At 42.8% G+C, this 18,163-nt stretch carries 18 protein-coding genes; 13 read left to right on the top strand and 5 right to left on the bottom strand.

Annotated elements, in window-relative coordinates; all coding sequences use genetic code 11:
• Positions 1 to 108: 108 nt before the first annotated feature.
• On the top strand, positions 109 to 1,335 hold the full coding sequence (locus EO95_RS09495; RefSeq protein WP_048134193.1) for an Nre family DNA repair protein: 1,227 nt from the start codon (positions 109 to 111) through the stop codon (positions 1,333 to 1,335).
• A 343-nt stretch (positions 1,336 to 1,678) separates the two neighbouring features.
• Here the strand turns inward: EO95_RS09495 and purC are convergent, their stop codons facing one another.
• A complete protein-coding gene (gene purC / locus EO95_RS09490; protein WP_048134190.1) occupies positions 1,679 to 2,389 on the bottom strand; it encodes a phosphoribosylaminoimidazolesuccinocarboxamide synthase in 711 nt (236 codons plus the stop codon).
• Positions 2,390 to 2,878: 489 nt separating this feature from the next.
• On the opposite strand from purC, the gene EO95_RS09485 reads away from it, so the two are divergent.
• The 6 genes from EO95_RS09485 to EO95_RS09460 all read left to right on the top strand — a co-directional run bounded on the left by EO95_RS09485 (position 2,879) and on the right by EO95_RS09460 (position 9,152).
• Positions 2,879 to 4,165: an ATP-binding protein gene (locus EO95_RS09485; protein ID WP_048134187.1), complete on the top strand. Its 1,287-nt coding sequence runs from the start codon at positions 2,879 to 2,881 to the stop codon at positions 4,163 to 4,165.
• A complete protein-coding gene (locus EO95_RS09480) occupies positions 4,162 to 4,902 on the top strand; it encodes an MBL fold metallo-hydrolase (protein WP_048134185.1) in 741 nt (246 codons plus the stop codon). The genes EO95_RS09485 and EO95_RS09480 overlap by 4 nt, the downstream gene beginning before the upstream one ends.
• Positions 4,903 to 5,076: 174 nt before the next feature.
• The gene (gene tnpB / locus EO95_RS09475; protein WP_048134183.1) at positions 5,077 to 6,192 is read left to right on the top strand and encodes an IS200/IS605 family element RNA-guided endonuclease TnpB; all 1,116 of its coding nucleotides are present in this window, start codon (positions 5,077 to 5,079) and stop codon (positions 6,190 to 6,192) included.
• 146 nt (positions 6,193 to 6,338) lie between these two features.
• The gene (locus EO95_RS09470) at positions 6,339 to 7,769 is read left to right on the top strand and encodes a deoxyribodipyrimidine photo-lyase (protein WP_235282945.1); all 1,431 of its coding nucleotides are present in this window, start codon (positions 6,339 to 6,341) and stop codon (positions 7,767 to 7,769) included.
• Between the two features lie 297 nt (positions 7,770 to 8,066).
• Positions 8,067 to 8,393: a hypothetical protein gene (locus EO95_RS09465; protein ID WP_048134179.1), complete on the top strand. Its 327-nt coding sequence runs from the start codon at positions 8,067 to 8,069 to the stop codon at positions 8,391 to 8,393.
• A gap of 525 nt (positions 8,394 to 8,918) precedes the next feature.
• Positions 8,919 to 9,152 (top strand): DUF378 domain-containing protein, encoded by a 234-nt coding sequence (locus EO95_RS09460; RefSeq protein ID WP_048134177.1) that lies wholly within the window; start codon positions 8,919 to 8,921, stop codon positions 9,150 to 9,152.
• Positions 9,153 to 9,401: 249 nt separating this feature from the next.
• On the opposite strand, the gene EO95_RS09455 is transcribed toward EO95_RS09460, so the two are convergent.
• Positions 9,402 to 9,884, bottom strand: coding sequence for a peroxiredoxin (locus tag EO95_RS09455; protein ID WP_048134175.1), 483 nt, complete (start codon positions 9,882 to 9,884; stop codon positions 9,402 to 9,404).
• 156 nt (positions 9,885 to 10,040) lie between these two features.
• Positions 10,041 to 11,066, bottom strand: coding sequence for a hypothetical protein (locus tag EO95_RS09450; RefSeq protein ID WP_048134173.1), 1,026 nt, complete (start codon positions 11,064 to 11,066; stop codon positions 10,041 to 10,043).
• A 139-nt stretch (positions 11,067 to 11,205) separates the two neighbouring features.
• Here EO95_RS09450 and EO95_RS09445 point away from each other — a divergent pair, with 139 nt between their 5' ends.
• The 6 genes from EO95_RS09445 (at position 11,206) to nikR (ending at position 15,725) form a co-directional block, all read left to right on the top strand.
• The gene (locus tag EO95_RS09445) at positions 11,206 to 11,535 is read left to right on the top strand and encodes a pyrimidine dimer DNA glycosylase/endonuclease V (RefSeq protein WP_048134170.1); all 330 of its coding nucleotides are present in this window, start codon (positions 11,206 to 11,208) and stop codon (positions 11,533 to 11,535) included.
• Positions 11,536 to 11,863: 328 nt separating this feature from the next.
• Positions 11,864 to 12,460: a hypothetical protein gene (locus EO95_RS09440; RefSeq protein WP_048134168.1), complete on the top strand. Its 597-nt coding sequence runs from the start codon at positions 11,864 to 11,866 to the stop codon at positions 12,458 to 12,460.
• A gap of 51 nt (positions 12,461 to 12,511) precedes the next feature.
• Positions 12,512 to 12,841 (top strand): carboxymuconolactone decarboxylase family protein, encoded by a 330-nt coding sequence (locus tag EO95_RS09435; protein WP_048134166.1) that lies wholly within the window; start codon positions 12,512 to 12,514, stop codon positions 12,839 to 12,841.
• A 19-nt stretch (positions 12,842 to 12,860) separates the two neighbouring features.
• Positions 12,861 to 13,259, top strand: coding sequence for a hypothetical protein (locus EO95_RS09430; RefSeq protein ID WP_048134164.1), 399 nt, complete (start codon positions 12,861 to 12,863; stop codon positions 13,257 to 13,259).
• Positions 13,260 to 13,473: 214 nt separating this feature from the next.
• Positions 13,474 to 14,832 (top strand): coenzyme F390 synthetase, encoded by a 1,359-nt coding sequence (ftsA, locus tag EO95_RS09425; protein ID WP_082105997.1) that lies wholly within the window; start codon positions 13,474 to 13,476, stop codon positions 14,830 to 14,832.
• Positions 14,833 to 15,302: 470 nt separating this feature from the next.
• Positions 15,303 to 15,725: a nickel-responsive transcriptional regulator NikR gene (gene nikR, locus EO95_RS09420; protein ID WP_048134162.1), complete on the top strand. Its 423-nt coding sequence runs from the start codon at positions 15,303 to 15,305 to the stop codon at positions 15,723 to 15,725.
• A gap of 103 nt (positions 15,726 to 15,828) precedes the next feature.
• On the opposite strand, the gene EO95_RS09415 is transcribed toward nikR, so the two are convergent.
• Both EO95_RS09415 and EO95_RS09410 read right to left on the bottom strand, forming a co-directional pair.
• Complete coding sequence (locus EO95_RS09415; protein WP_048134160.1) at positions 15,829 to 16,185, bottom strand: helix-turn-helix transcriptional regulator; 357 nt, start codon at positions 16,183 to 16,185, stop codon at positions 15,829 to 15,831.
• An 85-nt stretch (positions 16,186 to 16,270) separates the two neighbouring features.
• Entirely contained in the window at positions 16,271 to 18,001 is a 1,731-nt protein-coding gene (locus tag EO95_RS09410; protein ID WP_268767896.1) for a flippase-like domain-containing protein, read from the bottom strand.
• Positions 18,002 to 18,163: the final 162 nt, after the last annotated feature.

Raw genomic sequence — 18,163 nt, 5'->3', positions numbered from 1 at the left:
GGTAGAGGGTATGTGTAGCATATGTTGTTTTGTTCAAAAATCTGGCTGGCTGTACAGGACTGTTCCTGAAGCTAAAGCCTGCATCATCTGTAAGGATATGAATTAAAGGTGAAAGACACACTGTGTATCAAGTGCAAGGGAAAAGGACTTTGTGGGCGCCCCCGCTGCCCAATCCTTGAAAAATTTAAATCCTTGCAATCAATTTCACCTGTAATCTCTGGAGATTCTGTATTCGGGGCTTCTCCCCCGGCTCTTTTTGTCGGAAGCCACGGTTACCCCAGGGTTTCGGCGGGCCCCCTGATTCCTCCCTTGGCAACGGAAAACGAAGCTTTGCTTCTCGAAGATCCTTCAGCCTGGGGGAACATGCAGATCGAAGATATCATCTCCATGCGCTCCCGTATGGTCAGGGCAAACACGAGCCTGCATATAAAAGATGCGCGGAGCAAAGAAAATCCTCTTCTGGTGAAGGCTCAGGAACTGGCGCTTTCCAGTAAGCCAGTCGATACTGAAGCCTGGTTTTTTAAAGCCCCAAAACAGGAACTCAAGTTCGATGCAGTCCTTACACCTATGGGTCCCTCCGGGCTTGTGAAAAACTTTGAGCTTGCCGAAAACCCGGATGTCCCTAAAAAAGTGGACTACCTGGTCTATGATACCGATGCCCTCGCAAAAGACGCTGTCACCGAACTTTTAAACAGTGATGTTTCTACTGAACATATCACACGCCTTTTTTCTATAGGCCTGCTCGGGAAAGAACGTAAAATTGTGCCTACCCGCTGGTCTATCACAGCTGTGGATGATATGGCAGGAAAGGAACTTGCAGACCGCATAAGGGACTTTCCGTGGGTTTCTGACATTAAGCTTTTCAGCGGGACACATTTCGGAAACCATTTTGAGGTCCTCATCCTTCCGCGGGCTTATTCTTTCGAACTTATTGAAATCTGGCTCCCAAAAACAGTCTGGTCCGGGGAATCAAGCTGGATAGGAGAGGACAGCGAAGGCCTTGAAGGAAAAAAAGGGTATTCTCCTCTTGCAGGGGGTTATTATGCAGCAAGGCTTCCTGTGCTTGAGTACCTGACAGAAATCAAAAGACAGGCTTCGGTCTTTGTGTTGAGGGAGATTACTCCTGATTACTGGGCCCCTCTTGGGGTCTGGGTGGTCAGGGAGGGCATGAGAAAAGCTCTTCAAAATCCTCCTAAAACCTTTGATTCCCTGGAAGCAGCAGTTTCGGACCTTACGGAAAGGGTAAAAACCCCAAAATCAGAGTGGATGCAGCAGGCAAAGATGCTTTCTGACTTCCGGTTCCAGACAACGCTTGATTTCTTTTTAAAAACATGATTAAGTTAAAAAGAGGGTATTCTAACCATTCGGAAGCCTTAAGGGACTCCACCGGGATGTATATTTTCGACTACAGGTGGATAATCTTACCTGATAAGGTTTTTCTTTTTTATTTCTTTGTCGCAAAGAGCTTGAAAAATATGCAAAAACCTCAGGGACAGGGTTTCCTGAATAATTTGTAATTTAAAAAATTCGTAATGTGTTGTAAAATAAAATTAAGTGTGGATAGGTCCACAAAGCCAAAAGTAATATTCCAAAAGTAATATTCCAAAAGTAATATTCCAAAAGAAGGATTTGAAAGCCTTTTCAGGCTTCTTCAAACCTTCAATCTTTCCCAGGCTTATTAAAAGATCTCGGGCACAATGCGCCGGGCAACTTCTTCATAAGCTTTGGAAATGTCGCCTTTGTCAAATCTGAAGACATCTTTGTCCATGGACTGGCCGGTTTTCTTATCCCAGAAACGGCAGGTGTCGCAGGAAATTTCATCGGCAAGGATTATTTCCCCGTCCCTTCTTCCAAACTCAAGCTTGAAGTCGGGAAGCAGGATTCCTTTCTCGTCAAGGTAGGGCACAAGCAGCTCGTTGATCCTGAGCGCAAGCTTCCGGAGTGCAGCAAGTTCTTCGCGTGTTGCAACACCAAGCGCAACAGCGATGTCATCATTCAGCATTGGATCTCCGTACTCGTCGCTTTTGAAATCAAAAACGATAACCGGGAACTCGAAAATAGTACCTTCTTTCAGAGGGTATTTCTTTGTAATAGAACCCGCGGCAATGTTTCTAACAATAACCTCGATCTTTATGATTTCTACTTTCTTTACAAGCATATCGATGTCAGAAAGCATGCTGACAAAATGTGTTTTCATCCCGCTGGCTTCCAGCATCTCAAATATCTTTTTTGAGATCTGGGCATTGTAGTAACCCTTCCTTTCCATCTCGCCTTTCTTTTCTCCGTTGAACGCGGTCAGGCTGTTTCGGAATTCGGCGATAAAGGTGTCGGGATTATCTGTCGCATAGATAGTCTTTGCTTTCCCTGAATAGAGTTGTTCTCTTTTCATGCAGTGGTCCTCTCTAGGGATAATTTTTGATTTCCTTAGATAGAGAGATTTTCCGGAAAAATTATCCCGGAATAACAGTAACTTTAATATATGAGCTCTTTAATAACGCTTTGAGCATTTCAGAAGCGGATATGGAATATGTACCGGAACTGGATGCTTTATGGTAGTGATTGAATCACTTCCAGAACTCACAAAGATACTCCCTGAAACTCGAGATGGTTGCAGATTTGCAGAGATTTTTTCCTGAAATATACTCTCGGTTTCATGAAGAGACGGAGTAAATGATAAAGTCTTTCTGCTAGATAAAGTTATCATCTCCTGCCGGTTTTCTGTCCTTCCGCAGAGTCTGTCTCCTGCTTCGTAAATTATATCATTGAAGAAAATCAATTAATAGTTTTAACAACTTAATCAAAGAATTAAGAACTTACATCACTTGAGCGCCCACCACCTAATTAAAGACCCATCTCAATACGCAACGGATAAAAAAACATGTCAGGAATTATACTAGACATAGTAGAGCTACTGCTGACCGCAGAGATCTATAACCGCTATCCAGAACTGGATGTAAATGACCTTCCCAAAAATATCCGGAAAAGTTACTGGAACAGCACAGAAAAAACGGTTCCCAAACCCATTATAGCTTCATTTGTCAGGATCGAAAAACTATATGGGATCAAAGATATCGAAAAAAGTGTACGGAATGTACCTTTCATATCCATTGACAGGGCTCACTTTGAACTCCGCCTGAGCGCATTTGAACTTGCCGCGGAATGGCTTGAAAAACAGGAAGGATCTCAGGAGAGAATAGATAACAATCCAGTCCTCGCTTATTACTTTGGAGAAATCAGGAAGGATGAAGTTGCAAACTATGCAGCTGCAAAAGCAAAGATCAGGCCAAAGGAAGTCGACAGGGAATGGATAGAATCTCTGATAGCTGAAATCAGGAAAGAAGACAAGAGCGAAGAAATGCTCAAGCTCGTTGTCATTATCGCTCCTGAAGACGTTAAACAGAAAGTCAAGGACCTTGTGCTCACCGAGGAACAGGAAGACGAAATTGAAAAAATTATGAAAGCCATCAAGCACAGGGAATACCTGCGGGAGATAGGGCTGCATGATATTGGAAAACTCCTGTTTGTCGGGCCTCCGGGTACCGGAAAAACCTCAGTTGCCCGTGCACTTTCAGAACAGCTCTCCATTCCCTTTGTTGAGGTCAAACTCTCAATGATTACGGATCAGTACCTTGGCGAGACTGCAAAAAATATAGACCGTGTTTTCCTGCTTGCAAAAAAGCTGAATCCCTGCATTCTTTTCATAGATGAGCTGGACTTTGTTGCAAAAGCCAGGACTTCAGACGAAAACGCTGCAATCAAGAGGGCGGTCAATACTCTCCTGAAAGCTATAGATGAAATCAGCCTCGTAGAGCATGGAGTCCTTCTGATTGCTGCAACAAACCACCCTCGGATGCTTGACAGTGCAGCGTGGAGGCGTTTTGACGAAATCGTCCATTTCCCTCTGCCTGACCTTGGTATGCGTAAAAATATCCTGGACATTGTGACCCGGCACATAGAGGGAGACTTTGATACCGGAGAGATTGCGTCACTGACAGAGAATTATTCGGGTTCTGACCTGCGCATGGTTATCAGGGAAGCTGTCCTGAGTGCTCTTCTGGAAGAACGCAAGGTACTTACCCAGCAGGACCTGCTGGAAGCAGTAAAGTCCTTTGATGAAAGGGCAAATCTCAAATCCGATGAATATAAAGGGAAGAGTTCTTCATGAGGCTAAAGCTGCTCGGGACAGGTGATGCTGTTGGGACTCCTAAAATCGGCTGTAACTGCCCGGCATGCACTGATGCCCGTGAAGGTGGAAAGAGCCAGCGCCTTCGTTTTTCTATCCTTGTGGAGTCTGATCAGGGTAAAATTCTTATTGATACCAGTCCTGATCTCAGGCAGCAGTTTCTCAAGCAAAAACTTTCGGGCATAGACGGGGTAATCTGGACACATGGTCACTACGACCACTACGCAGGTTTCGGGGAGTTTTATCGGGTTCAAAATAAAGTTGCTGTCTATGGAGTTAGAGAAACTCTGGACTACATAGACCAGTACGTTTCTTTCCTGAAACCCAGGTACCACTACGTAAATTTCTATGAACCCTTCGAATTAATCGGGCTTCAGTTCACCCTTTTTAAGGTTTCCCACCCCCCGGTAGAAACCCCTGCGGGCGTTGTTATCCAGGAGGGGAATACCCGGGTTGTGGTCACCAGTGATACGAACCCGGAGATTCCTGAAAAAAGCCTGGAGTTTATGAAGGAGCCGGATCTTCTTATTGCAGATGCTATAGTTCCTCCGCAAATCCATATCAAGAAACACATGAACTCGGAAGAAGCTATGGCACTTGCACAAAAACTCAATGCAAAAGAAGTGGTCCTGACCCACCTCAGCCATCTCTACCGCCCGCATAATATCGAATCGATGTTTTTGCCCCTGGGGTATGACGGGCAGGTCTTTGAGTTTTAATCTTTTTAACTTGGGAGCGCAGAGGCACAGCGTGAAGTCCCCTTCCTCGGAGGCATCAGCCGACAGGTGGGGGATGAAAGCGCAGCCTCGCACAGTAGTAAATATAACTTTATAACTTAATAAACTACATTTTAGCGAAATGTACATATATCTTTAAAAAGTATAAACTATATTATGTTAAAAGCCTATAAGTACCGAATCTACCCAGACAAAAACCAAGAAGAATTTATAAATCTTCATTTTGGTGCATGTAGATTCGTCTATAATTGGGCTTTAGAACAGAAAATTAAAACTTATCAGCAAACTAAGAAATCAATATCAAGGTTTGACTTACAAAAGATTTTAGTTCACGAAGTAAAACCTTCTAATGAATGGCTGAAAAAAGCTAATTCTCAGGCTCTACTTGCTTGTTTAGTAAACGTAGAATCCGCTTTCACTAAGTTCTTTAGAGAAAAATCTGGATTCCCTAACTTCAAATCAAAGAAAAATCCAGTTCAATCTTATCAAATGCCACAGCATTATACAGTAGATTTTGAAAGAAATGTTATCAAGCTTCCAAAAATGGGTGAAGTTGAAGCAGTTCTTCATAGAAGGTTTGAAGGTACTATGAAGACTGCAACCATTTCAAGGTCATGTACTAGAAAATACTTCATATCTATTCTTGTAGATAATGGAGTAGAACTTCCTGATAAACAAGAAATATCAGAATCTAACACTGTAGGCATTGATGTAGGTATCAAAGATTTTGCAGTTCTTTCTACAGGTGAAAAAGTTGAGAATCCGAAATACCTTAAAAATTCTCTAAAACGAATGAAATGTTTGCAGAAAAGAGTTTCAAAGAAAGTAAAAGGTTCTAATAACCGTACTAAAGCAAGACATCATCTTTCAAAAATCCATGAAACTATTAGCAATCAGAGGAATAATTTCCAACACCAACTCTCTTCTAAACTTATCTGCGAGAACCAAGCTATATCGTTGGAAACTCTGAATGTTAAAGGCATGGTCAAGAATCACTGTCTGGCTCAATCTATTTCAGATGCAGGTTGGAGCAGTTTTGTAACCAAATTAGAATATAAAGCTGATTGGTTAGGTAAGACTATTCTAAGAATCGGTAGATTTGAGCCTTCTTCAAAGATATGTAATGTTTGTGGTTATCACAATTCTAATCTTACCTTGAAAGTTAGAGAATGGGTATGTCCTGATTGCAAAACACAACATGATAGAGATATAAATGCTGCAATCAATATCAAAAAATTCTCTCTTCAAGAACAAAATCTTATAGTTATCTGACACCTACGGAACGTAGGGGATGGGCTTGTGGACTTGCGAACAGTAGTTCGGGGGATGAAGCAAGAAGCCCCTTCCTCGCCATCAGGCAGGGAGGGGGTAGTTCACAACCGGAACTTCTTTTTAAACGCAATTTCTATTTTTATTATTTGGATGTTAGTTCTATATATCCCGGAACTCCAAAACTGGGTATGAACCCTAAACGCATCAGGACTCTTAAACCGGGGAAATCAGGGGAAGGGCCTGTTGTTTACTGGATGAGCCGTGACCAGAGGGTTGAAGACAACTGGGCTCTACTGTTTTCCCGGGCAATAGCACAGGAGGCTGATGTACCGGTAGCCGTGGTTTTCTGCCTGACAGAAGAGTTTTTGGGGGCTGGAAGAAGGCATTATGAATTCATGCTCAAAGGGCTGCAGGAACTTGAGGTTGCCCTTTCCCGGAAAAAGATTCCCTTCTTCTTCCTGGAAGGAGACCCCGGGCAAAGAATTCCTCATTTTGTAACTAAATGCGGAGCAGGGACTCTTGTTACTGATTTCAGCCCGCTTCGCGTAAAGGCTGAGTGGATAGAAAAAGTTCGTTCCGAGATCAAAATTCCATTTTTTGAGGTTGATGCCCACAATGTCGTTCCATGCTGGGAAGCTTCTCCAAAACAGGAGTATGCTGCGCATACTTTTCGCCCTAAACTCTATGGGCACCTCTCCGAGTTTCTGGAGGAATTTCCAGAACTTGAGCCGAACTCCAAATCTTCTGAGATCTCATCCTGCAACGGTATGCAGGAAATTTTATCCAACATACAGGATTCCGGAATTAAAGCCTTTCTTCCTGAGGAAATCTCTGGCAAAGATAATGATTCCCTCTTTGAGCCTGAGCATTTCAAGCCCGGGGAAAAAGCTGCAAGAAAGGTAATGGAGAGTTTTCTTGCAGAGAGGCTTGACTCTTACAATGCCCTGAGGAATGATCCAACAAGGAATGGGGTATCGGGCCTCTCCCCTTACCTGCATTTCGGACAGATTTCGGCTCAGAGAGTTGCACTTGAGGTTGAAAAGGCAAAAACAGACCCAGAGTCTAAGAAAGCTTTCCTGGATGAGATCCTTGTATGGAAGGAGATTGCGGACAATTTTTGTTATTACAATCCTCTGTATGACAGCTTTGAAAGTTTTCCTAACTGGGCAAAGGAATCCCTGAATGCGCACAGGCAGGATAGGAGGAAATACCTCTACACTCCGGAAGAATTCGAAGCCGGGAAGACGCATGACCCCCTCTGGAACGCAAGCCAGATGGAACTTCTCCGTACCGGAAAAATGCATAGTTACATGCGCATGTACTGGGCAAAAAAAATTCTGGAATGGAGCGAATCTCCCGAAAAAGCCCTTGAAATTGCAATCTGCCTGAATGACAGATATGAACTGGACGGAAGAGACCCCAATGGCTATGCTGGAATTGCCTGGAGCATCGGGGGAGTCCATGACCGGGCCTGGAAGGAGAGAGAAGTGATCGGAAAAATCAGATATATGAGTTATGAGGGCTGCAAAAGAAAATTTGATGTTAATTTATATATTGCAAAATATTCAGTTCTGTAGAAATCCTCAATTTTATCTATATAAATTCTTCCAGTTTTTTGTTTATGTTGTATACTATGATTTTAACTTTTACCGATATGCATACAGGCATATTAAAGCTTCAATTTGCGTTTTTCCCCGATAATTGTAGTGTTTTGCCTGCTACCAGACACAGGGATTAAAATGGATCTATTTCTTTAGATAGACTGGCCTTTAAACCTGCCAATCAGCAGATAAACATAATTCGCATTGAAGCATTAAGTTAATATTTATCTTGCCATTTTTATTTTATAAAATGAATTTATACGGTGTACAGGCGTGAATCAGCATTATTTTTCTTTGGCTAATTATTATAAGTATTTCATAGGGCTTGACGGCATTATACTTACTTTCTTAATAATAAAGAGTTATCCAGCTGTTGTTAATTTAGAAACAAAAGCTAGCTTTTTTATTATGTTAGTAGGAGCATTTTGTGTGTTCATTGATAATTGGAACCGAAAATCAATAGCTTACAGATTATATGTTGAACTATACGAAAATGAATATCAAGCTAATTCTGACTACAAAGCTGGTAAAATATTTATAAACTTAATTTTTTATGTAATCTCTATTTATTTAATATCTGGTGTATTCGGTGCTCTCTGACACTCGCCCGTAGGCTTTTTCATGAAGGGCTTATTTAACCTGGGCGGGAGGTGAGAAACCCGCCCGCCAGGTTCGACGAGAGGACAGGCTTATCATACTTTTTTTAATATAGTTTTAAAATCCAACCCTGCTTTTTATAATAAATCTTTGAGAAATTAGAGTAGAATATTAGAATTTAAAGGCTTATTACATCCAACAATGTTTCATGCAGTTGGCTGATATGAAGGAGTTTTTATTATTTCTCTAAGGACTAAAACAACCGTTTAATACAAAATAACCTTTTAACTGAAAGTAGTATATCTACAAATTACTTGAGTTGTCTCAAAATACCCGGTTAGAAGGGTGCTGAAAAATAATAAATTCCTGTACCAAAATAACTATTTATTTTTTATTTTTTCTTTAAGAGGTTCCGATTTTTAGATTAGTCACATATAAATACAAGTACACCCAATTTTAATACAGGGATTTTTATATTTATCCCCGTTATAGAAAACCGGAATATAAAGTAAAAAGGGAGTGATACTTATGGCAGTAAGAAATCCTGTTGACCTGATCGCCCTTATACTTGTTATAGTGGGCGGATTAAACTGGGGGCTTGTAGGACTCTTTGATTTTAACCTTGTAGATACTATCTTCGGGGCAGGGAGCACTCTTTCGAGAATTGTGTACATGATTGTTGGGCTTGCAGCGCTTTATATGATCTATTTCACTGTAAGAGCTGAAACATATCAAACTCATGAGGCCGCAGTACGTCACTAAGGAAAAAAGATTTTAAAAGCTCCTTTCCGGGGTAATACTGTGAAAGGGCCTTAACCAGCAACAATTTTTTTTCAGAAAGCTGGACATAAAATTAAGATAAGGTTATTTTTTCTTCTTAGAAATTTTATTTTTATTTCTTTTACCTTTATTTTTAATATAATTTTTCGATTATACTAAATCTCAGGTTTTACACATTTCAACAAATTTTGATACATTTACTGATATTTACTTTTATGACTTATTCTCATTTCACTTCTCTTTTAGTTTTTTCAGTTCCGAAAGCACCTTTTCGGCGTGCCCTGCAGCTTTAACGTTATCCCATATCCTGACAATCTTTCCTTCCGGATTGATAAGGAAAGTTGTCCGGACAACGCTTATAACATCCTTGCCCCTGAAATGTTTGGGGTGCAGGACATCATATTTTCCGTGGACTTCCGCCTGCTCGTCAGAAAGCAGTTTTATTTTAAGTTCTTTTATTTCTATAAATTTCCTGTGAGATTCCTCACTATCCCTGCTGACTCCCAGAACAACTGCGTTTTCAGCTTCGAAATCTTTTCTCAGGCAGCTGAAATTTTTGGCTTCCAGGCTGCAGCCCGGAGTGTTGTCCCTCGGATAAAAGTACAGGACTACCCATTTTCCCCTGAGGTTCTCAAGGCATGTCCGATTCCCTTCCTGATCAGGAAGACAAAAATCAGGTGCAAGTTGTCCTGATTCCAGTGATGTCTTTGCCATATTTTTCCCCCTGGTAAGTCCGTGCCGCTTATATGCGGTTACTAAATAAATATTTTAAAATCATAGAACCTAATCTTATCATACAAGTTATATTTTTAATAGATTATTATTCTTACTCTGGTTCTCTTATATCTTTTGTTTGCCCCTGCTCTCAGCTCATCTTTTTCTCTTCCAGGGCAGGACTGCCGCTTCAAACGCCAGAATCGGTCCTATGAACCAGCCTGCCCAGAGTAAAAGCCCTGCAAGCCCGAGCCCGAAGAAGTAAAACTGTTTTCGTGTCGATTTTATGCTATACCCTTCATCTTTCAGACTCAGGGCCAGAGCTGTAATTCCAAGCCCAATGCTGGCAAGAGCCAGAAAGACAGTAATGATTACTTCGGGAGAATACGAGCTTCTGCTCAGTGAAACCAGCATCTGTAATATTAATGATAAGCCTGTGCCCAGAAAGAAAATACCTGCAAAAATCCCCGACCAGCGTGCCGGATTGAACCCTGCTGCAGCTTCCTTTTTAAGTGAAATTGCCAGAATTCCGGCTGCAAGAGTTACTCCCAGCGGGAAGAAGATAAAAGGCAGGCTCTGTCCTTCCCAGCGGTAGGTCCTTATCTGGTTTAGAGGAATTAACAGCCACTCGATAAGGGAAAAAATTTCCCTGTATCCCAGAATAACTCCATAATTGCCTCCCCCCTCAATAGAACTCACTGCTGCATAGTATGTGCCGCTTTCCGGGGCCTGGAGGTCTGCTCGGGCAAGGGAGTAGAAGGCGCTCGGTGTAAATCCTTCATATGTTGCGCTTTCAGGTATCTTTCCCGAAAAGACCTTTGCTCCATACCCTTCAGGCACTTCTGCGGTTTCTGGCACTTCTCCTTCTTCAGCAAGCCCGGGTCCCATAAGGAGCAGGTCCGGAGTATAAATCTGGCCGTCCTTCCCGGCAGGGACAATAAGTCCAAGTACGATCCTCTCCCCTTTTTCCATCTTAAAACTGTAGTACTGAACATCTGCGCCTGAAAGCTGTCCGTAAAGGACTCTGGATTTTGTAGGATTTTCTACGGAAGTTGCGGTTTCAGGGCTTTTGCCTCCCTCTCCGAAGGTCGGAACATGAGCAAGCACAGGAGTGAGCAAAAAATACATTCCCGCCACTAAAATAACTATTAAGGCATAATATCTTAATCTCCCTCGTTTCATAGACTATATTCTCACATGCTGTCAGTAAATAGGTATCAGAATCTGGAATAAGAAACAAACCCCCAGACTTAAGTTCAGGCTTAAAAGCTTAGAATTTCCTGCCGAAAGCCCTTTTTAAAATGCATTCAAAATTCATCTTATGAGAATCTGGGACATCCCACCTGAGAACATGTGCAGGCAGCATCTTCTCGGGGAACACCGTGAATTGCACGCCCTGTGGTCCATAATTACCAATAACAAAAAAGCTTATGCCCACCATCCCGAGACCCTGCGCTGGAAGGGAAAACTAAAAGCTCTCTACCTGAGACATGAAGCCCTTGTGGAAGAAATGCTGAGGAGGGGGTATAAGCATCATACCCCTCTTGATCCTGTTCTTGCGACTGGAAACGCTTTTCAGGACGAATTTGTGAATACCTATGAGGAACAGGTCCGGATCCTGAAAGAAAGAGGGTGCGAGTGCAGGGTCTGACTGTAAGCTTCAGAAAACTCGCAGGTCACTTCCCATAAAACACGTAAATCCCGGATTTTCGTCGAGGTTTATCCCAACTTTATTTGAGGATTTCTATTCTTTTTTCTCTAAACCACTGATAATACAACGTTTTTTCTATCCATAACTACATATATAGTTATCGACAATTTTTTATACTATTAACTCATAAGTATAGAGAGACAACCCCTATTCTGAGAAAGGCTGTTCGAGAACGCATGAAGAAGTGAGATCGTGAAAATGTCAGGTGTTGAAGCAGTTCACATTAAAAATGCTAATTCTGGATCAGACGGGGATCTAAGGAACTTCAATGACTCTTGTGCTGAATGAAGAGGAAATATGGGTTCTTGAATGTATAAAAGAGGCCCATATAGACCGGGGCTTTCATATTCGGGACGTAATCAAAAAAGCAAAAGCCGGATATGGGTTATCAAGGTCAACAGTTTACGAAATAGTGGGCTATCTGGAGTTTCACGGCCTTATAAAGACAAATAAAGCCGGGAACAGGGAACTTGACAAGTCCATAGCTTATTTTGTAACGTGCCCGGGGTGCGGGAAGGAAATTCCGGGAAGTGAATACATCAGAGAGAACGGGGGAGCAATCTGTGAGGACTGTTATCTGGAAGGGCACCAGAAAATTAAGTTTGCAGACCCTGTGGCAGTGCGTTCCAAAAAGCTTTTCAGAAAACAGCATGGGTTTGAAGGAACCGACGGACTGACCGAGCTGCAAAAAGAAATCTATAATTTTATCCTGGAGGAAGGAGGGGCTACCCCCGAAAAGATCTCGAAGCTTTTCGAGCTCACCTTACAGGAAACCAGGAACCAGTTTGCAATACTGCGGCACTGTGAGCTTTTGAAGTGGAGAAAAATGGGGGAAGAAATGTACATGGTGCCTTTTGATTCTTAAATTTTTTCATATGATTTATATCTATGAGCTGAAGCACTCAGAGGTGAGAGGTTGACAGAAAAAATCGATATGAATGAAAGGCTGGAAGCAATGGCCGGGCAACTCCCTGAAGTAATGAACGCCCTTATGGGACTCCATTCCGAAGTCGTCAAAGACGGGGCTTTAAGCGCCAGGACAAAAGAGCTGATGATGGTAGGGATTGCAGTTGCCCTGCGCTGTGAGTACTGTCTCTGGAAGCACGTTCCTGAGGCTGTGAGGCTGGGAGCGACCCGTGAAGAGGTTCTGGAGGCTGTAAGCACTGCAATAGTGATGGCTGGAGGGCCTGCCGTAGCTTACGGGTCAGTAGTTGTTCTCAAAATTCTGGATGAACTGGATGTCTGAAACTCCGGAGGGATAAAAGATGGCAGAAGAAATAACCAGTCCTGTCGCGTGTGCGGTCTGTGGGCGTGAACTGGCAGGAGAAGACAGTATCAAAGAAGGAGATCAGGTTTTTTGTGAGGATTGCTATATAGAGGGTCACCATAAAATTCAGGCATGTAATCCCTGGGCAGTCCGTTCTAAAAAAATCTTCAGGGAAGAAGCCGGGCTTGAAGGTACTGATGGCCTTACAGACCTGCAAAAAGCCATTTATGAATTCATTGTTTCCAGGGGTGGGGTAAAAAAGGAAGAAATTGCAGAAAAATTTGGGATATCTCCCCGGGAAACCGAAAACCAGTTTGCTCTCCTGAGACACTGCGAGCTGTTAAAAGGACAAAAAAGGGCAGATGGCGTATATCTTGTGCCTTTTGGGGACAAATAAGTTAAGAAATGTGTGAATTATTTATTTTTTCGTTTTAAACAAATAAGGGTCTCTCTGCATTTATTCTTTATGTGCCCCCTGCTCATGGCTGTGTGCCTGCCCAAAACTGTTTCTTGATTGAAGACCAAATTCATATTTGAAACCAATAAAAAACAGGTTTTATATGGTTTACAAATTTTTGCGTGGTTAAAGGCTACAGCCGGGGTGTTTTATATTGGATAGCTCAAAATCTTACTTTAATCCGGAAATCGAGACCATGAACAGGGGAGAACTCGACGCTCTCATCGAGGAACGAGTGCGATATACGGTAAAATATGCGGCTGAAAATTCTCCTTTTTACAGAAAATGGTTTGAAAAGCATGGGATAAAGCCTGGAAACATCAAAGCCCATGAGGACCTCCTTGAACTTCCAATCATATCCGGAAAGACTATCCGGGAAAACCAGCCTCCTGATATGAAGGATTTTATGTTCAGGAGTGTAGGCTGGGAAGATGTTTTTACCATTCATGAGACCAGTGGCACGAGTGGGACCCCAAAGAGTTTTTTCCTTACCTGGGAGGACTGGGAACGCTATGCAGAAAAATACGCCCGAATTTTCAGGTCTCAGGGTTTCGGGCCTGGAGACAGGGTCGTTGTCTGTGCTGCCTACGGCATGAATGTGGGGGCAAACACCATGACCCTTGCTGCCAGGCAGCTGGGTATGAGCATTATCCCCGAGGGCAAGTGCACTTTTCCCCTGCGTGTTATTGAAGCCTACAGGCCGACAGGCATAGTAGGCAGCGTATTCAAGCTCCTGAACCTTGCCCGCAGAATGCAGGCTGAGGGAATCGACCCCCGGCAGTCAGGTATTAACAAACTGGTTGTGGGAGGTGAAGCCTTTGCTGATGAATCAAGAAATTATCTCTCGGAAATCTGGGGTTGTCCTGTGTATAATACCTACGGGAGCACGGAAGGGACGATGTGCGGGGAATGCAGTGAAATTACAGGGCTGCATGTTCCTGAGGATTTTATCCATCTTGATGTTTATGACCCGCACCTTGAGAATTTCGTGCCTGATGGGGAATGTGGAAGAGTCATCCTGAGTACGCTTCTGCCTGTTGGAGCAAAAGCAGGCAACCTTCTCTTAAATTATGATACTGAAGACACAACTGTCGTCCTTACGCGCAAAACGTGCTCCTGCGGAAGGACCCACATGAAAATACTCACTCCCCAGAGAGAGGCAGAAACAGTATGGGTTGAAGGAACTCCTTTTAATCGCGTTGATGTAGAAAGGGGGGTCTTCCAGAGTGGGAACATGGACTACCTGACAGGAGAGTATGAGGCTTTTCTTTACGGCGGAGAAGATGAGGGAGAAACCGTACTGAGGGTCAGTATGGAATGCGAAAACCCCGATACCTGTGACAGAGACCTTATAATGGAAAACTTCATCCACTCTTTCCTTAAATATAAACATCCCCTCTCCAGGGCTTATGAAGACGGTACTTTCAAGATCCTTTTCAACTTCACGGATCCCCGCGGGCTTGAGCTGTACAAAATAAAAGGAAGACCGAAGAGGCTTGTGGACAGACGATAACTGTAAAGAGCGGGCAAAGTGATAAGTCAAAAGGATGATGACTAACTGGAAGTATAGGGAATAACGGACATCAATAGTTAAAAGGAAAATAAAACTGTTTATTCCCTGATTCTCTATTCCCTGATTCTCTTGTTTCTTTTAATTTATTTGGTTTGATTGGTTTAGTTTTTATTCCTCTCCCACTGTATTGCTTTTTTTACACACTATTGATTATTTATTTTTTTTGAATTCTTTTCCTTTTGTTTTTATTTTTTATTTATTTTTGTCTCTGTTATTTTTTTATGGCCGGTTTGACCCTTTCATATATGCTAAGTTTTATAGTTCCCAAACATTAATATACTGAGGGATGAATTAACATATGAGAACAACTCTTTTATATTAATGGACAAGTGAATAAAACATATATAGTAATACTTACAATAACTTAATGTATTATCTTTCGGATAAATTGCAAATTACTTGGTGATACGATGGAAACAGAACTTATGAGGATAGGGGTCTCCCTGCCCGATACCCTTCTTAGTAAATTTGATGAGATTATTGAAAAAAGAGGTTACTCTTCCCGTTCGGAAGGCATAAGGGACGCCATCAGGAGTTACATTTCTTACTACGAGTGGATGGGCGACATTAAAGGTCATCGTGTCGGGACTGTTGCTGTTATATATGACCACACAAAGCGTGGGCTTTCAAACGCCCTTGCAGATATCCAGCACCACTACTCTCCCCTGATTAAGTCCTCCGTGCACATCCACCTGGATCACGATAACTGTTTTGAAGTAATCGTTCTGGATGGGGACGGCGAAGAAATTAAAGAGCTTGCTGAAGCTATAATGTCCCTTAAAGGAGTGAAATTCTCAAAGCTAACTACGGTATCCTCAAACGAAAAAATCTAATTTTATCCTTCCGGGATACGAATCCACATACAGATAGTATTAATTGTGAGTGTTGAGGGTCTCCAGACTTATTAAATGGGACAAAGTCCCTCAATTCCTTCAGTTAACTTTTTTCAAAGTGTTTTTCAATGTGCTTCAGGAGCAGGGTTCCAAATTCCGTAAGGTCGTAGATCTGGAAACTGCGTTCTCTCCTTGAATCAACGAGCCCTGCTTCCTTTAAGAGCTTGAGGTGGTAAGAAAGGGCAGAGTGCTTCTGGTCCGTAGCTTCAACAAGGACACAGACGCAGAGGCTCTGGACTTCGAGAGCTTTAAGAATTCTCAGGCGGGTCGGATCTGCAAGAACCTTGAACAGACTTACGATTTCTTCTACGTCTTCATTCAGTGCCGTGTGAACAGCCTCGAGCACATCTTCCGGAAGGGAATAAGCATCCCGGACTTCGATTATTTTTTTCTCAGACATTTCTTCCACTCAGACATTTTTGCGCTTTTTTCAATCTTGAAGAATTTTACCGGCCACATTTTTGCTGATTTTTCTTTTCAGGCTGTCACATCCCTTTCAGCGTATCGGTACTCGTTGAAAGGACCTCTTTCCACCTGAGCCCGAGTCCCGATAGGGCGAACCCGCCTCCAATCAATGTGATCGAGTTCTTTATTATGTGATCAAGTACAGCGACCGTAAACCCGAGTTCTGGCCTGATTCCTCCAAGCCCGAACACTGCAGTAAGGGCAACCTCATATGTCCCTATAGCTCCGGGAGTAATAGGGAACGTTTTTGCAATGTTTCCGAGGGCTACTGCCAGGAAGATCAGAGATATGGTGAATGCTGAAGACATATCTACCCCGGCTGTCGGAAAGGCTTTCAGGACCAGAAAGCAGGTAAGGATATCCATACCCCATATCAGAAGAGAGGAGGCAACCACTGCAAGAAAAGCTCCGGGCCGGACAGCAACTACGCTCATCTGGTGGATAAACGTGGATGCAAATTCCTTTATTTTATTAACATGTTCGCTGGAATAACTTGCCGAAGCCTTTTCCTTAACTCCCTTTTTCATGCGGCTTTCCCTGAAAGATAATGCAAAGAGGGCTGCAAAGAAAAGGAGAACTGCAACCCCTGAAAACTTAATAAGGGACTCCATCCAGGAAGCAAGTTCAAACCTGGCAGCCACACCTGAAGAAGCAAGTGCGGCAATGAATGTAATTGCAATTATGTCAAAGACCCTTTCTACGGTCAGGGAGGAAAGGCTCGTTGTAAAGGCAAGGTCCTTACTTTTTTTCAGGATATACATCCTGCTCAGGTCTCCTATTCTTGCAGGAAGGATCACATTTGCAGATTGACTGATGAAAATACTACCTGTAAGAAATCTAAGCCCATAATGGTTTCCGAGTCTTTTAAGGATCTGCTGGAAACGGATTCCCCGGAGAGGCCAGGAAACACAGTAAACAAGAGAAGCAAGAGCCAGGGTGCCCGGAGACACCTGCTTGATATTTTCCAGAACATCGGAAGCTCCCAGAAAGGTTGCAGCAAGTGCGAGAATTATAAGTGCAAGAAATGCTGTTAAAAAAATTTTCCCTTTCCCTGAAAAAATACCCGGTAAAAAGAGTTCCCACCAGAGGCGGAAAACCTCAGACCCCATTCCAAGAATATCCTTTGCGAAATTGACCTTGCTTGACCCTCCATGCCTCCAGTAGACAGGGAACTCCAGAACCCTGTATCCCCGGTGCTGAGCTCTTACCAGCAATTCAGTGTCCCAGAACCAGTGCTGATTCTCAATTTCATCGAGCAACTCAAAGAGAGCCCCTCTCCTGAAAGCCTTAAAACCGCACTGGTGGTCATAGAGTTTTGAATGCAAAAATAGCCGTACAAGGGAGTTGTATCCTCTGCTTGCAAACTCCCGCTTGAAAGGTCTTTTTGCATCGCTTTCGGGCATTATTCTCGAACCGGTGGCAAAGTCATAGCCATCCGTACTTACGGCTCTGACCAGTTTTTCCAGATAGCTCATATCTGTTGCAAGATCCACATCAATATAGCAGAGCACTTCTCCTGAGGCTGCCTTAAAAGCTCTGTTCAGGGCTCTCCCCCTGCCCTGTCGCTCATCGGAATGCAGGTGTTTGACATAAGAGTACTGTCCCGAAAGCCTTGAAGCTATCCGGTCCGTACCGTCCGTGCTCCCATCCTCTGCTATGATGATCTCAAAAGAATCCGTTATCTTTGAAAGAGTCTCTGCTGTTATCGAGACCGTATTTTCTATTCTGGCGGCTTCATTGTAAGCGGGCAGAACTACCGAGACGCTGGTTATACGAACAACCTCTTAATGTTTATGATAAATTAATAGGCTTTTATGCTTACTGAATTCAAATGTATTTTCACATATTTGAATAAATTCGATTTATAAAACGTATTTATAAAACGTATTTATAAAACGTATTTATAAAACCTG

Source organism: Methanosarcina sp. 1.H.T.1A.1 (assembly GCF_000979295.1).
In the GTDB taxonomy this organism is placed as follows: Archaea; Halobacteriota; Methanosarcinia; order Methanosarcinales; family Methanosarcinaceae; genus Methanosarcina.
This window is presented reverse-complemented; position numbering and strand designations above follow the sequence as displayed.

Coding starts and splice junctions, on each gene's coding strand:
- EO95_RS09485 (WP_048134187.1), top strand. CDS start 2,879: ATGTCAGGAATTATACTAGACATAGTAGAGCTACTGCTGACCGCAGAG.
- EO95_RS09460 (WP_048134177.1), top strand. CDS start 8,919: ATGGCAGTAAGAAATCCTGTTGACCTGATCGCCCTTATACTTGTTATA.
- EO95_RS09440 (WP_048134168.1), top strand. CDS start 11,864: ATGACTCTTGTGCTGAATGAAGAGGAAATATGGGTTCTTGAATGTATA.
- EO95_RS09430 (WP_048134164.1), top strand. CDS start 12,861: ATGGCAGAAGAAATAACCAGTCCTGTCGCGTGTGCGGTCTGTGGGCGT.
- EO95_RS09480 (WP_048134185.1), top strand. CDS start 4,162: ATGAGGCTAAAGCTGCTCGGGACAGGTGATGCTGTTGGGACTCCTAAA.
- EO95_RS09450 (WP_048134173.1), bottom strand. CDS start 11,066: ATGAAACGAGGGAGATTAAGATATTATGCCTTAATAGTTATTTTAGTG.
- tnpB (WP_048134183.1), top strand. CDS start 5,077: ATGTTAAAAGCCTATAAGTACCGAATCTACCCAGACAAAAACCAAGAA.
- EO95_RS09445 (WP_048134170.1), top strand. CDS start 11,206: ATGAGAATCTGGGACATCCCACCTGAGAACATGTGCAGGCAGCATCTT.
- EO95_RS09455 (WP_048134175.1), bottom strand. CDS start 9,884: ATGGCAAAGACATCACTGGAATCAGGACAACTTGCACCTGATTTTTGT.
- EO95_RS09415 (WP_048134160.1), bottom strand. CDS start 16,185: ATGTCTGAGAAAAAAATAATCGAAGTCCGGGATGCTTATTCCCTTCCG.
- purC (WP_048134190.1), bottom strand. CDS start 2,389: ATGAAAAGAGAACAACTCTATTCAGGGAAAGCAAAGACTATCTATGCG.
- nikR (WP_048134162.1), top strand. CDS start 15,303: ATGGAAACAGAACTTATGAGGATAGGGGTCTCCCTGCCCGATACCCTT.